The organism is Paraburkholderia sp. RL17-337-BIB-A (genome assembly GCF_046025895.1).
Lineage (GTDB): Bacteria > Pseudomonadota > Gammaproteobacteria > Burkholderiales > Burkholderiaceae > Paraburkholderia > Paraburkholderia fungorum_C.
Window position 1 is genome coordinate 665,033 of record NZ_JARESY010000003.1, and the last position, 13,366, is coordinate 678,398.

The window sequence follows — 13,366 nt, forward strand, 5'->3', positions numbered from 1 at the left end:
AGCCATCCGATATATGTCGCCGATCGCAAGCTGACGCGGACAGTCAAGCCAATGCTTTCATCGAATATTCGGGAATATCCGATGACGAAGCAGCGTCTACTCATTGCGTACCGCACACTATCATCAGGAGTCGGAAATGAACAAGCTCACCATTGCCGCCATGTCGCTGTCCGTTCTCATGTTATCGGGCGCATTTGCGCAGAGCCAGACACGCGCCGAGGTCTATCAGGAACTGATCGATGCGCAGCAGAACGGCCTGAACTATGTCACCGATACCTCGTACCCGGATGTCAATCCGATCTTCGCGGCGCAGGTCGCTCGCATGAAGCAGGAGCATCTTGCGAAACAGCGCGCAATTATGACGGACAGCAATGCCAATTGAACCCGCGTTTCGTCCCGGCTGAACTTCCTTGGCGGATGACGGCACGCATGCGTCCCGTCCGTTCACCACCGCTCGCATCATGTGCAGCCCAGGCCGATCCTCGCGCGAATAAGCATCCCAAGAAGCAAGGAGCACTACTATGAAATCGGATTCGATGAATCAGTTTGTTGACCGGCCACTACGTGCGCTGGTTGTCGCGGGTGCGGTGCTGATGGCAACTTCGGCCAGCGTGTATGCGCAAACTTCGTCAGCCCCTGCCGCGCATCGGCTCACTCGCGCGGAAGTGCGACATGAACTCGAAGAACTGGAGGCGGCCGGGTATAACCCGGCCCTGGGCGACGATGTTGATTACCCGACCGATATTCAGGCCGCGGAAGCAAAGGTTGCAGCCAAACATCAAGCGGAAAGAAATGCAGTAGCAGGGGTAGTCCAGACCGGACCGACAACGCCGACGCCATGATTCGGCAGAGGCCGATGATGATAGTCCGGCATATGCGGGGCTACTAACCTCGCTCGAGTTGCCGTACACGCAAGACACCTTCACGATGCTTTGGGACTGGTGAACCACCGTCCGGGAGAAGGACATGAGACGTATCTATTTTCTGTTACCGAATGTGCATAGTGCACATACGGTCATCAACGAACTTCTGTTGTTGCGGGTCGAGTGGCGACATATCCACGTGATCGCCAATCATAATGTGCCCCTTAAGGATTTGCCGGAAGCTACCCTGGCGCAACGCAGCGATCTGTTGCCCGCCCTCGCGAGAGGGACGACGATGGGCTGCTTCACGGGGATGCTGGCCGGACTGGTCGCACTGGCGTTCCCGCCGGCTGGCCTGACGATCGCAGGCGGCGCGGTCGTGGCGATCACGCTCTGTGGCGCCGGCTTTGGTGCATGGACGGCGACGATGATTGGCGTCGATGTACCGAGTACGCGACTCAAGCGCTTTGAACACGCTATAGAAAAAGGCGAACTGCTGATGATGGTCGACGTCGCGAAAGGTCGCGTCGAAGAAATCGAAGAGGTGATCAAGGTGCGTCACTCCGAGGCCGACATCCAGGGAACGGACCCGACGATTCCTGCGTTTCCGTGACGCCGCGTCACGCCATCCGGCTCTGTCGCAATGACGCGATCCGCCATGATGTGCGGACCAATATGAACGACAGAAAGCTCGTCGTCGTGCGGCGCGGGGCATCGTCCGGAGCTTCTCGGTATTCTCGATACCACGGCGAGCGATACGTGCGGTGGTGGCGCGTCGCCGCCGCGACTCCCTGCAATGCGCAGAGTCGTATTCCCATCGAGTACGGCCTCGAGCACTTTCGCTTCATGCCGGTTCGTGCCGCGCCAGCGACCACAGGCATCAGCGGAGTACCCCCGACGGTCCACTGCGATATGCCGCTTGCTGCCGAGCACGCCCCGGGAGGGTCGGATTCAGCCCAGTCTGTTCGCACCCGTTTCTTTTCATCGCGAGTTCGTAACCGAGCTGCATGTCCGTTAGCCGTCTCATGCCTTGCCACATCACCGTATTGCCAAGTGGAGGATCGCTCGCACGAGCCAGATAGCCATCAAGCTGGGCGAGCTGAACATATTGCGTACGAGCGGTGGCGCACGTGCGCTAAACACACTACTCACTATAATTTTGTCGCACACTCGCTACCCAAGGGAATGCCGTGAGCGCTGCCAGGATCCCATTGTCAATTTCGTGAACACCGCGTTCTCGCGCCTCCTTCCGGACAGTTGCTCAACCTCCGGCGGCATGAGTTCCGGGAGAGAGTGCACCTATTTCACGGTAATCGTCTCTTTCATATACGGGTGAATGCCGCAGAATACGTTGTAGACACCAGGTTTATCGAACTTGAACTGAAAGGTGTCGTTCTGATCAAGCGCGCCGGAGTGGAACAGGCCGGCATCGTTGACAACCGCATGCGGCTCGCCATCGAGATTTTTCCAGGTCACGGTCGAGCCGGCCTTAACCGTGAGGGACATCGGCGAAAACATGAAATTCTTTATCACGACGGCATTCGACTCCTGCGCTTGCACAGCCGAGAAGTGAGCCGATGCAGCCATGACCATCGCGGCGCCAGCGGAGATCGCAATGGCGCGGCGAAGGGTAGTGGTTGGCATGATATGGCTCCTGGTTGATAGCATGGTGTGGCAATTCAGACGAGTGCCGTGTCGGTAAGTGTCGCCTTCAGCGGGTGGCGCGCGATCTTGATAGTGGTCACGCCAAGCATCTTCGGAAGCTGATCGCTCGCCACCGTCAGGGGCATGGGGCCGGGGCCATTGCCGGCCGTCGGTTGCGGATACGCCGTCGAGCGCGCTGTATGGAAGGTGATATTCCCCTCCACCTTCGACACGATCTGATGGATATGCCCATTCAGGACGGTGACCGAACCAAAGCGCTTCAGATAGCTCATCGCCTGGCCAGCATCGCCGGTGCCCCACCCCCACGGTTCGTAAATGGTCCACATCGGCATGTGCGCAAAGACGACGATCGGCGTGCTGGACGAGCGCCCCTTCAGATCATTTTCCAGCCAGGTGAGCTGGTCGTCGCCCAGACCTCCCAACCCGTTCGGCTTGAAATGCATGACGTTGACGAGCCCGATGAAGTGCACCCCATTGTGGTCGAAGCTGTAATAGCCTTTGTTGTCCGAGGCTTGCCCGAAACGGTTGAAATATTCGGTGCCAGGGCCGTCGGTCACATCGTGCTCGCCGGGCACGGTATGCAACTCGGTGATATTCAGGCCCGACAGCAATTGGGCCGCGAGGTCGAACTCTGCCGGTTTGGAAAGATGGGTAATGTCACCTGTGTGAATCGTCAGCGCCGGCTTGACCGGCATGGCGTTGACAAAATCAATCGTCTGTTTGAGCGTACCGGCGACATCCGGATTGGCTTCCTTGTTGAAGCCTATATGAGAGTCGCTGATCTGCAGGAACAGGGGAACACCCGAGGCACCTGACGAATCCTTCGCTGCGGCGGCGAGGGCTAATTCCACCGGCGTGAGAATACCGCCGGCCAGGACAAACACGGTGCCTACGCCACCGAAGGCGAGACATTTCAACGCGCCGCGGCGCGACGGATCGGATGGAAGATCTGACGACATGGTGCCCTCACGATTAGGTTCAGGAGGTAGACCGCCAGATTATCCGGCGGGCATCCCGACTGACTTCAATGCGTAGACTGCCGGGTCATCCGTTTTATTCCAGGCCGCCGCACATTTCCAATGTCGTCGTGGGCTCGGCGCAACCGGTTCACGCCATGGTTGGCTGCAGTGGCCGCGCGCCAGGGTGACATTGGCGCGCACGTAATGGTGACGTGACCAGAATCGGTGGCAAATTTCGCCTCTCCACCTGATGCTCGCGAGCCGACAGTGAAGTATTTTCCCGGTCGGTCAAATGTGTTATTTGACGGCGCGGGAATATCCAGCGACGAAACGGCGTCTAGATTGCATATCGCACATCACGCTCAGGAGTCCGCATAGAAGAAGTTTGCCGCTGTCACCGTTTCTGCATGCCCGTCCCTCGCTCTAACCTGAAGACAGGAGAAGTGCAAATGGTAACTATTCAGCGCTTGTAAACTGCTACCAGGCTGTGCATAGTGAGGGATATGACGAAGATGCCCGACATCAAGGATCTGACACCGGAGCAGAAGGACGCACTCATCGTTGATCTGGTGAGGCGTCTGAACGAGCTTGAAGCGAAGCTCGAGAAGGACAGTCATAACTCCAGCAAGCCGCCCTCAAGCGATGGTCCGAAGCGCAAGCCGAAGTCACTGCGTGGCACGAGCGGCGCCAGCCCTGGCGCGCAACCGGGGCATAAGGGCAAGACGCTCAAACGTGTAGCGCAGCCCGATCACATCAAGATTCACCCGGTAACGCCGGTGTGCGACGCCTGTGGACAGTGGATCGAATCCACCCGGATCACCGTGTTGACTGAAGGCCGTCAGGTAATCGATCTGCCGCCCACGCGCTTTGAGGTGACCGAGCATCGCGTCCAGATCGCGCAGTGCCGCTGCGGCAAGCACCATTCGGGCGTGTTTCCCGAGGGCGTGAGCCAGGCGGTTCAATATGGTCCTCAGGTGCGCGCCGCTGCGGTCTATCTGACGCAATACCAGCAGTTGCCGGTTGCGCGCACCGCCCAGGCGCTGGAGGACCTGTTTGGTCTGCATGTGAGTACGGGAACCGTACAGCACAGCATAGACCAGGCTGCCCGGTTGCTGGCGCCGGCGGTTGATCAGATCAGGCAGGCGCTACACGAGCAGCCAGTGGTGCATTTCGATGAGAGCTGTATGCGTGTGGGACGCACGCCTCACTGGCTGCATATTGCCTCGACGCGCGCGTTGAGCTGGTATGGCTCGCACCGCAAGCGCGGTAGCGAGGCGCTGGACAGCTTCGGCATTCTGCCCGGCTTTACGGGAATCGCGGTGCATGACGGCTGGAGGCCGTACGCCGGCTATGAGTGTGAACACGCGCTGTGCAATGCCCACCATCTGCGCGAACTGGTGTTTGTCCTGGAGTCCACGCAGCAGGCCTGGGCCCAGCAGATGATTGATCTGCTTTGCCAGGCAAAGTGCGTATTCCGGTGAACGTGATCAGCGATTCCGATTGAAGGTGATCGCTGATTCCGGACGAAGGTGATCACGTGTTTCGGTCGATGGTGATCACTTTCGGGCTCGTCCGAAACAGGTGATCACGTTACCGGAATGGTTGATCACCATCCCGAAACGGGTGATCACCGGACCGAAACCGGTGATCACAGGACCGAAACGGCGATCAGGTTTCAGCTTGGCGGTGGTGTTGCGCATGTTCTCAACGATGGGCAGTAGCCTGTTTCCTTTTTTTGGAAACGAAGGCAATGCCAGCACACCGCACGAGCATGCGCAAATTGAAGGAAGTCCTACGGCTGAAGTGGGCGTGTGGTCTCTCACACCGCCAGATTGGTCGGGCGGTCGGCATCAGTGTTGGTGCGATATCCGAGTACGCCGCGCTGGCGAGTGCCGCTGGTCTGGACTGGGCCAGTATTGAGCCTCTTTCGGATGATGAGATCGAGCAGCGCCTTCTGCCGAAGTCGGCGATGGGTGAACCTGCGGCCGGTTCCAAACGCATTCAGCCTGACTTCACGTTGATACATCGTGAGTTGCGGCGCAAAGGCGTGACGCTGCAGCTACTTTGGGAGGAATACGTCGAGGCACATGCCGCGCTGCGAACCTACCGCTACACGCAGTTCTGCCAGCTCTATAAAGACTGGGCGCTGACTCTCAAGCGCTCGATGCGCCAGCAACATCGCGCCGGCGAGAGATTGTTCGCAGACTTCGCGGGCCACACCATACCTATCGTTGCCGCCGATGGAGACATCGCGTTCCAGGCGCACGTCTTCGTCGCCGTCCTCGGCGCGTCAAGTTACACGTTCGCTTGCGCGACACGCTCCGAAGCCACTGTCGACTGGATCGGCAGCATCATCGATTCGATGGAGTTCTTTGGGGGCGTCCCAGAACTGCTGGTGCCGGACAACCCGCGCGCACTGATCGCCCAGCCCGACCGCTACGAGCCAGTGCTCGGGGCGACCACGCAGGACTTCGTCAATCACTACGGCACTGCCATGCTGCCTGCACGGCCACGCAAGCCGCAAGACAAGGCGAAGGTCGAGGTCGGCGTGCAGATCGTCGAACGTTGGATTCTGGCGCGTCTGCGCAACCATCGCTTCTTCAGCCTCGCCGAACTCAACAAGGCAATCGGCAAGCTCATCGTTGATTTGAACCTGCGCCCATTTAAGAAGCTTGAAGGTAACCGGCGCGAATGGTTCGAACGACTCGACCGACCGATGCTTCGTGCGCTACCGGCAAAGCGGTACGAGGTTGCAACGTTCCGCAAGTGCCGGGTCAATATCGATTACCACGTCGAAGTCGCACTCTCATTATTACAGCGTTCCGCATAGCCTCGTTCGTCAACAGGTCGAAGCTCGAATCACACGCCACGGAGTCGAGATTCTGCACGGCGGCAAGCGCGTTGCTGCTCATGCTCGTTCCCGACACAAAGGACATTACACGACGGTCGCCGACCATATGCCGGCGGCTCACCGTGCGCATATGGAATGGTCCCCTGGTCGGTTGCTTAACTGGGGCGCATCAATCGGTGCCGGCACCGAGACCGTCGTCAACCATTTACTGACGAACCGCCCACATCCCGAGATGGGCTACCGAGCCTGCCTTGGTCTGCTCAAGCTCGCCCGCAAATATGGCAAGGAGCGACTCGAAGCGGCTTGCGTGAGGGCCGTTGCGATCGGGGCACCCACCCGTCGATCCGTCATCTCGATTCTCGAGTCCGGACTCGACCGCCAGACACCGCTCCCGCAATCACTCACCGAGTGGCTATCTCCCGACCATGAGAACGTCCGAGGGCCCGACTACTACCACTGACCGATGGAGGTCGATATGTTGACGCAGCAAACCGTTTCCCAACTCAAAGCCTTGACGCTTGACGGCATGGCTCGCGCATTCGAGGAGCAACTCGGCCTGACCGCAAGCTCGAGTCTGTCGTTCGAGGAGCGCTTCGGGATCGTCGTTGAGCGCGAGCTGGCATGGCGCGACACTCGACGGCTCGAACGCCTGCTCAAAGCTGCGAAGTTGAAGAACCCTCAGGCATGTTTCGAGGACATCGAATACCGCCAGAGCCGTGGCATCGACCAACGGATGATCGCAACGCTCGCCGGCTGCGACTGGGTCCGTCACGCCCAGAACCTGATCCTGACCGGACCCACGGGAGCCGGCAAGACCTGGATCGCGTGTGCGTTCGGGCAGCAGGCGTGCCGGCAAGGCTTCTCCGTCTTGTATGTACGCGTTGGACGCCTGTTCGAAGAGTTGAAGATCGCTCACGGCGACGGTAGCTTCAGCCGCCGCCTCGCCCAGCTCGCCAAGGTCGACGTGTTGCTACTTGATGACTGGGGATTGCAGGATCTGGACCAAGGCGCACGCAACGATTTGCTCGAAGTACTCGACGACCGCGTCGGCACACGCTCGACCGTCATCACCAGCCAATTGCCCCTGGAACACTGGCACGCGTGGCTGCAAGACCCGACGCTGGCCGACGCCATTCTCGACCGGCTTGTTCATCAAGCTCACAAACTTCCGCTCAAGGGCGAATCGATGCGAAAGACGAACATAAAGCACGACGCCAACCCAGCAACGTGATCGCTCCAGCTATACTTACGTAACCGCGCAACACCACCTTCCAGACTGATCACGTTCGCCGAAACGCTCGATCACCATCACCGAAATCCGCAGGCAAAGCGCGAGGTCGACCTCAGTCTGGCCTCAGGCGACACCGCGCTGGATCAATCGCGCCAACGCTATTACGCACGGCGCAGCCGCACGCTGATCGCCCAGGCGCGCAGGCTCAATCCGCAGCAGGCACGTGAGCCCACGCGCAAGGAACGCCGCGGCAGAATCAGGCAAAGCTTTACCTGCAACCTGCTCACACGCCTTCACAGGCATGCACGCCAGGTGTGGCGTTTCATTGCAGATCATCGTGTACCGTTCGACAACAACCAGGCCGAACGCGATATCCGCATGCCCAAACTCAAACAGAAAATCTCAGGGTGCTTCCGTTCGGAATCGGGCATGCAAGCGTTCTGCACGATCCGCTCCTACCTTGCCACCTTGCGTAAGCAGAACCATTCGCTGATTGATGCACTGGCCTCCAGCTTTGCCGGAATCGTCGTTTCGCCTTTGTCTGCCGCTGAATAGTTACGTGCAAATGAACCAATTCGATTTTCGCGAAAGCCCGATCCCTGGTGCGTACAGCGCTGACGCACCCTGCCACCACGAGGCGGCGAACGGCATCCCAGGTTTGCGCAACCAGCCCGCAGGCAAGAAGGCTTCGTCGCGCATCCGTCGCGCAGTCTGGATCCCCGCCGCGTTCGTGGGGCTGATAACTGCGGGATGCACGTCGCTGCCCCAGACCAGCAGCAATGAATGCGTAGGTCCAGTCAGCTACTGCCAGCTCTTCTTCGGCTCCTGAATAGCCGTTCTCGTAGCGTCTGGTATCAAGGGCGACGAAGGTGCACGGCAGATGGCTGCTAATGACAGACAGGGGTTTCCAGCAGTTCGCGTTGAACCTGCGCAAATCTGAATACGGCGTTCAGAAAAAGGTTGCTTTACCCGATATCTTTTGGAGATATCGGATGCGATTCATATCAATCGGTGAAGCGGCAGCGGAACTGGGCGCGGCGGTGGCGACACTGCGGCGCTGGGATCGGCAGGGACGTCTGACGCCGGCCGGCCGTACCATTGGCGGACATCGCCACTACGAAAGGGAATCGGTTCATGCGAGCCTCGGCAGCGCGCCGAAACCCGCTGGCAAGATCGTCTACCATGCCCGCGTCTCGTCGCATGACCAGGCCGGGCAGTTGAAGACGCGGGCTGCCGGCTGGAAAATTACTGCATCGAGGCCGGCTTCACCGGTATCGAAGTCGTTGCTGACCCGGGCAGCTGTCCATCGCATTCATGGCGTGGGCTTCGTCTGCGCTATCGTGTTTCCGCCGGTCAGCGCATCCTGTTCCGCTTGATGTTTGGCCGCCAGTCTTTGTTCCGCCGCCTGAATGTCATCTGGGTAGTAGAGATCGTTGGGAACAGGGCGATACCCGACCGCCTCCAACTCCTTGAGTTCATTCCGCACTTCTGCACGGGTGATCTGATGCGTGCCGGGCTCCGCCGACGTTTGCGCGTACACACTGGCTGACGTTGCCATCAGCAACGCACTCACGATGAGCGAACCACGCGCGGATTGACCAACAAGCCGATTAAGCAAATTCGATTTCATGTTGCTACTCCTTGGTTTTCGAGCCCGTGATGTCCACAGTCCACTTGACTCCAGCGCACGACCCTCTGCACGGGTAAACCACTGAACCGGCATTCTTATTCCCTACTCTCTTTCGCAGGACAAAAGGTATCCCTGACATTTTCCATAAGAGGACACAGTGGCACGCAAACGGGATTGCGGCTCGATTACTCACATCGAAATCGATCTCATTTGTAAGTTTTTAGGCCACGCAAATTTCCTTTTTTTCACAAGCTGCGGGAATATCCGGCGACGAAACAGCGTCTACTCATTGCATATCGCAAAACGGGCCGGTCTCGCGCTTTCGGCACCTTAAGGAATTTGATATGAAAAACGTTTTCGACAGAGCGGGCGTGCCGCGAGCACCGATGGCATTGAGAGGACTCCTGCTAGCGGTATCGTGTATCGCCGCGGGCAGCGTCGCGGCGCAAGGTCTCAGCCCATATGACGATATCAACGCGCCTGAAAACAGCACCCGGTTGATGCCGCAGGCTGCACGCGGGAGCGCGTATCCCACCCACGGCGATCGGCAGGCGGGAGAGCTGAATCTGAATCCTACAGATCCGCGGGCGCAACTCGCCAATGGTTTGCCGAACAACGCTCAATCTGGTGGATACGGATCGCCACTAGCCGGCGTGACGACCTATGTTGTGCCGCCGTCGAAAAATTGATGGTCGAGACGAGTCGGCCTCATGCAGGGTGTACTGCAGATAGCTGGTTGCATTGAATCGCGAGCCTGATCGTCGTCGAATCCAGACATGTCACGTGGCTGATTCGCATGCGCGCTGGCGGGCCATCAATGGCAACCTGACTGGATCCGGTATTGATCGCGTCGCCGCGCATTTGTTACGCTGGTCGGCCACAGGGATGAAAGCGATGAAAAAGCATTCCGTTCATTCGATTGTCGCGCGTGCGTTGTGGATTTCGGTGCTCGCGATGGTCGCTGCATGCACGCCGCTCCAGGTGATCACGCATACCGTCAGCCAGTCTGAAACGCGAGTTCCGCCAGGTCAGTACGAACTTGATCCGCACCACTGGAGCATTACATTCGACGTCGATCACCTCAAGTATTCGCGCTTCACGATGCGCCTCGATCGTGCGACTGCAAATCTCAACTGGGACAAAGGCGGGCTCGACAGGAGTTCAGTCGCGGCGACCATCGATGCCGCCAGCGTGGATACCAACGTGCCGCTCCTCGACAAGCTCGTCAAAAGTGCTGATATGTTCGACGTGGCGCGCTATCCGCAGATCCGGTTCGTCAGCACGCGATTCAAACGCACAGGAGACGCCCGCGGCACGTTGACCGGCGATCTGACGATCCGCGGCGCCACGCAACCGGTCACGCTTGACGTGACGTTCAGCGGCTTCGCACCCGATCCACTGACGAAAAAGGACACGCTCGGCTTCTCGGCGGAAGGCCATTTCAGCCGCGCGAGGTTTGGACTATCGACGTGGTTCCCGGCCGTAGGCGACGAAGTAAACGTGCGGATTCAGGCGGAATTCGTCCGGCAACTCGCAGCGCCCGAACGCGCTACGGGCGTACCCGACATGTCGTTCAGGAGAGGGATAAATGGTCCGGTCCGGGATCAGCTTGTCGCTTTCGCCCTGAGGGCACCCGCGAACACGCAGAGCCAGTCATCATCCAGGGTTTCGAGCCCCCCTTTCGAGTTGGTCGATCGATATGTTCTGCCTTAAATAGGCGTGCGAGAGCGACCGGGACGGTAGGTAGTCGGGGGCGTGGCTGTACCCGACATGGAGGAGGTTTTCGATGGCTACAGAGAACAGAAAGCGGCCGATCGCGCAAAAGTCGATCGCACTCGCACTGCAAGGCGGTGGAATGCACGGAGCGTTCACCTGGGGCGTGCTCGACCGCCTGCTGGAGGACGGCCGGCTTTCAATTGAAGGCGTCAGCGCTACCAGTGCCGGTGCGATGAATGCCGCCGTGCTGGCCCACGGACTACTAATGGGTGATTCCGAAGGCGCGCGCCAGGCACTGCACGACTTCTGGCGCGCCGTTGCACAATCGGCGGAGAGCTACGATCCCTTCGGCAAGATACCTTGGTTGAGAGGAACCCACACGTTCGGACTGGACCACTCGCCCATGTACCTACTGGCGGACATCGTTCTTCGCGTCCTGTCACCATACCAGTTCAATCCCCACAACATGAATCCGCTGCGCGCGATACTTGACCAACACGTCGATTTCGCCGCGCTGCGCAGACATTGCCCGATACATCTATATCTATGCGCAACTAATGTTGAGACCGGTAGAATACGAATCTTTTCTGGTCAGGAACTGTGTACAGAGGCTGTGCTTGCTTCGGCCTGTCTTCCAACGCTGTTCCAGGCGGTAGAGATCAACGGTGAATATTACTGGGACGGAGGCTATGTCGGTAACCCGGCTATTTTTCCCCTGATCTATAACTGCAGAACACGCGATGTAGTGGTTGTCCACATCAATCCGATTGTGCGTCCCGGTGTACCAACCATGGCGGCCGATATCCTCAACCGTATGAACGAAGTGAGCTTCAATTCGTCGTTGATGCGTGAGATGCGCGCAATCGCTTTCGTAACCGAGTTGATCCAGCAAGGAAGGATTGAGCCCGGCGGGATGAAGGAAATGTTGATCCACTCGGTTCGGTCCGACCAGACAATGGCCGCACTCGGTGTGTCGAGCAAGTACAACGCCGACTGGAACTTTCTCTGCTCTTTGCGTGATAAGGGACGGATCGAGGCCGGGGCGTGGCTCGAGAAGAACTACCAATACATCGGCCAACGATCGAGCGTCGACATCAGCAAGGAATTCCTTTAGCAGGCTGCGGAAATACACCCCTCCTGAAACAAGGCCCTTCGCTCTGCGCGGCTACCGGCCGCGCAATTTTCTGCATTGCGAAATTTCAACGCGAATCCAGTTTGTTTTTTCGGCGATTTGATGCCTGTTTTTCGCCTCATGACCGCAATTTCTGCAACTACGGGCGGACCTGTCCTAGCGAACGCATGCGCACGAGGTGGTAGGCGGCCATGTTCAGCACGAACATCTGGTCGACTTTCTTCAACCCGCGTACCATCAGTTGGCGCATGCGCCCCACGGTCTTCGCCCACCCAAAGCCTTGTTCGATCAGCTTGCGCTTTTGCTGCGATATCGCGTAGCCCACACTGCGCGCAATCTCATCGGGCACGGCCGAACGGCGACCCGACGTGTTCTGCGCCACGTGCGGCGTGACCTTCATCTGCTGGCAAGCTTTGATGAATTCCTCTGCGTCGTAACCCTTGTCCGCGCCCAGCGTGATTTGCGCAGCCGCATCGTTCGCCGCCTGCCGCGCATCGTTGATCATGACCTTGGCCGCTTCACGTTCGGCATGTCCGTCAGCACAGCTCACCCGGACATTGACCACCAGCCCATGGCGGTTGTCGGTCAGCGTGTGGCCCATGTAACGCAATTCGCTGGCCGTCTTGCCCTTGCGGTAAAGCCGTGCATCGGGATCGGTCCCCGACTCGTGCGTTTCGTTGCTCCGCTTGCTGCCCTTGAAGTCGCCCTCGCCGCTGCCACCGTCGTTATCCCTGTCGTCACCGTCCTTGCGCACAAAGCTCTTGTGTGCCGCCCACGCCTGGATCAGCGTGCCGTCCACGCTGAAGTGCTCGCCCGACAACCAGTTCTTCTTCTGCGCGACGCACAGCACTTCGTTGAAGAATTCGACCACCGCATCGTGCCGGATCAACGCTCGCGGTTCTTCGTGAACACCGTCGGCACCTAGACTGAATCGTCCATCGACACCAATAAACCACCGAAACAGCAGGTTGTATTGCGTTTGCTCCATGAGCTGGCGTTCAGACCGGATGCTGTACAGCACCTGCAGCAGCATCGCCCGACGCAGCTTCTCCGGCGCGATGCTCGGCCGGCCTCCCTTGATGTGGGCCTCGTACATCCCGGCAAACACCCGATCCATCTTCGTCAGCGCCTCGTTCGCCATGACGCGAATCGAGCGCAGCGGATGCGAGGGCGGAACGAAATCGTCCAGCTGATATGACTCCCCGTGTCAATAGGGATGGTTTTTAAATTTTATTCATAGGCGTTTTTGAGTTTCCTGAGGGCGACGTAGCAGTAAATCTCGACGGTGGATCACGCTGATATTCGCGGATTGGGTACCG

14 protein-coding genes and 2 pseudogenes are annotated in these 13,366 nt (G+C 58.7%); 11 read left to right on the forward strand and 5 right to left on the reverse strand.

Going from position 1 to position 13,366, the window contains the following annotated elements; all coding sequences use genetic code 11:
* Positions 1–136 precede the first annotated feature (136 nt).
* The 3 genes from P0D84_RS41000 to P0D84_RS41010 all read left to right on the forward strand — a co-directional run bounded on the left by P0D84_RS41000 (position 137) and on the right by P0D84_RS41010 (position 1,476).
* Positions 137–382, forward strand: a complete 246-nt coding sequence (locus P0D84_RS41000) for a DUF4148 domain-containing protein (protein ID WP_408347963.1) — start codon at positions 137–139, stop codon at positions 380–382.
* Between the two features lie 139 nt (positions 383–521).
* Positions 522–842, forward strand: a complete 321-nt coding sequence (locus P0D84_RS41005) for a DUF4148 domain-containing protein (RefSeq protein WP_408347966.1) — start codon at positions 522–524, stop codon at positions 840–842.
* A 124-nt stretch (positions 843–966) separates the two neighbouring features.
* Positions 967–1,476 (forward strand): DUF1269 domain-containing protein, encoded by a 510-nt coding sequence (locus P0D84_RS41010; RefSeq protein ID WP_408347969.1) that lies wholly within the window; start codon positions 967–969, stop codon positions 1,474–1,476.
* Positions 1,477–2,162: 686 nt separating this feature from the next.
* Here the strand turns inward: P0D84_RS41010 and P0D84_RS41015 are convergent.
* Positions 2,163–2,456, reverse strand: coding sequence for a cupredoxin domain-containing protein (locus P0D84_RS41015; protein WP_408349737.1), 294 nt, complete (start codon positions 2,454–2,456; stop codon positions 2,163–2,165).
* Between the two features lie 86 nt (positions 2,457–2,542).
* Positions 2,543–3,487: a metallophosphoesterase family protein gene (locus P0D84_RS41020; protein ID WP_408347972.1), complete on the reverse strand. Its 945-nt coding sequence runs from the start codon at positions 3,485–3,487 to the stop codon at positions 2,543–2,545.
* 503 nt (positions 3,488–3,990) lie between these two features.
* Between P0D84_RS41020 and tnpC the strand changes: the two genes are divergently transcribed.
* Entirely contained in the window at positions 3,991–4,968 is a 978-nt protein-coding gene (gene tnpC, locus P0D84_RS41025; RefSeq protein ID WP_408347975.1) for an IS66 family transposase, read from the forward strand.
* Positions 4,969–5,043: 75 nt separating this feature from the next.
* On the opposite strand, the gene P0D84_RS41030 is transcribed toward tnpC, so the two are convergent.
* Positions 5,044–5,187, reverse strand: a complete 144-nt coding sequence (locus P0D84_RS41030) for a hypothetical protein (protein WP_408347978.1) — start codon at positions 5,185–5,187, stop codon at positions 5,044–5,046.
* Between the two features lie 50 nt (positions 5,188–5,237).
* Between P0D84_RS41030 and istA the strand changes: the two are divergent.
* From istA to P0D84_RS41050, 4 genes and pseudogenes are all read left to right on the forward strand, one after another.
* Positions 5,238–6,798 (forward strand): annotated as a pseudogene (istA, locus tag P0D84_RS41035) (IS21 family transposase).
* Positions 6,799–6,813: 15 nt separating this feature from the next.
* On the forward strand, positions 6,814–7,569 hold the full coding sequence (gene istB / locus P0D84_RS41040) for an IS21-like element helper ATPase IstB (protein WP_408347980.1): 756 nt from the start codon (positions 6,814–6,816) through the stop codon (positions 7,567–7,569).
* 138 nt (positions 7,570–7,707) lie between these two features.
* Positions 7,708–8,124 carry an IS66 family transposase gene (locus tag P0D84_RS41045; protein ID WP_408349740.1) on the forward strand — a complete coding sequence of 139 codons (417 nt, stop codon included), beginning with the start codon at positions 7,708–7,710 and terminating at the stop codon, positions 8,122–8,124.
* A gap of 437 nt (positions 8,125–8,561) precedes the next feature.
* Positions 8,562–8,945: a MerR family DNA-binding transcriptional regulator gene (locus tag P0D84_RS41050; protein ID WP_408347983.1), complete on the forward strand. Its 384-nt coding sequence runs from the start codon at positions 8,562–8,564 to the stop codon at positions 8,943–8,945.
* Here P0D84_RS41050 and P0D84_RS41055 read toward each other — a convergent pair.
* A complete protein-coding gene (locus P0D84_RS41055; protein WP_408347986.1) occupies positions 8,882–9,199 on the reverse strand; it encodes a DUF4148 domain-containing protein in 318 nt (105 codons plus the stop codon). The genes P0D84_RS41050 and P0D84_RS41055 overlap by 64 nt on opposite strands.
* Positions 9,200–9,585: 386 nt before the next feature.
* On the opposite strand from P0D84_RS41055, the gene P0D84_RS41060 reads away from it, so the two are divergent.
* The 3 genes and pseudogenes from P0D84_RS41060 to P0D84_RS41070 all read left to right on the forward strand — a co-directional run bounded on the left by P0D84_RS41060 (position 9,586) and on the right by P0D84_RS41070 (position 12,029).
* Positions 9,586–9,888, forward strand: a complete 303-nt coding sequence (locus tag P0D84_RS41060; protein ID WP_408349743.1) for a hypothetical protein — start codon at positions 9,586–9,588, stop codon at positions 9,886–9,888.
* A gap of 265 nt (positions 9,889–10,153) precedes the next feature.
* Positions 10,154–10,726: pseudogene (locus tag P0D84_RS41065) on the forward strand (YceI family protein); the annotation flags it as partial.
* Between the two features lie 259 nt (positions 10,727–10,985).
* Complete coding sequence (locus tag P0D84_RS41070; RefSeq protein ID WP_408347989.1) at positions 10,986–12,029, forward strand: patatin-like phospholipase family protein; 1,044 nt, start codon at positions 10,986–10,988, stop codon at positions 12,027–12,029.
* A gap of 157 nt (positions 12,030–12,186) precedes the next feature.
* On the opposite strand, the gene P0D84_RS41075 is transcribed toward P0D84_RS41070, so the two are convergent.
* Positions 12,187–13,236: an IS5 family transposase gene (locus P0D84_RS41075; protein WP_408349746.1), complete on the reverse strand. Its 1,050-nt coding sequence runs from the start codon at positions 13,234–13,236 to the stop codon at positions 12,187–12,189.
* Between the last annotated feature and the right edge of the window lie 130 nt (positions 13,237–13,366).

Coding starts and splice junctions, on each gene's coding strand:
- P0D84_RS41070 (WP_408347989.1), top strand. CDS start 10,986: ATGGCTACAGAGAACAGAAAGCGGCCGATCGCGCAAAAGTCGATCGCA.
- P0D84_RS41000 (WP_408347963.1), top strand. CDS start 137: ATGAACAAGCTCACCATTGCCGCCATGTCGCTGTCCGTTCTCATGTTA.
- P0D84_RS41005 (WP_408347966.1), top strand. CDS start 522: ATGAAATCGGATTCGATGAATCAGTTTGTTGACCGGCCACTACGTGCG.
- P0D84_RS41015 (WP_408349737.1), bottom strand. CDS start 2,456: ATGGTCATGGCTGCATCGGCTCACTTCTCGGCTGTGCAAGCGCAGGAG.
- P0D84_RS41030 (WP_408347978.1), bottom strand. CDS start 5,187: ATGCGCAACACCACCGCCAAGCTGAAACCTGATCGCCGTTTCGGTCCT.
- P0D84_RS41010 (WP_408347969.1), top strand. CDS start 967: ATGAGACGTATCTATTTTCTGTTACCGAATGTGCATAGTGCACATACG.
- P0D84_RS41060 (WP_408349743.1), top strand. CDS start 9,586: ATGGCATTGAGAGGACTCCTGCTAGCGGTATCGTGTATCGCCGCGGGC.
- P0D84_RS41020 (WP_408347972.1), bottom strand. CDS start 3,487: ATGTCGTCAGATCTTCCATCCGATCCGTCGCGCCGCGGCGCGTTGAAA.
- istB (WP_408347980.1), top strand. CDS start 6,814: ATGTTGACGCAGCAAACCGTTTCCCAACTCAAAGCCTTGACGCTTGAC.
- P0D84_RS41050 (WP_408347983.1), top strand. CDS start 8,562: ATGCGATTCATATCAATCGGTGAAGCGGCAGCGGAACTGGGCGCGGCG.
- tnpC (WP_408347975.1), top strand. CDS start 3,991: ATGACGAAGATGCCCGACATCAAGGATCTGACACCGGAGCAGAAGGAC.
- P0D84_RS41055 (WP_408347986.1), bottom strand. CDS start 9,199: ATGAAATCGAATTTGCTTAATCGGCTTGTTGGTCAATCCGCGCGTGGT.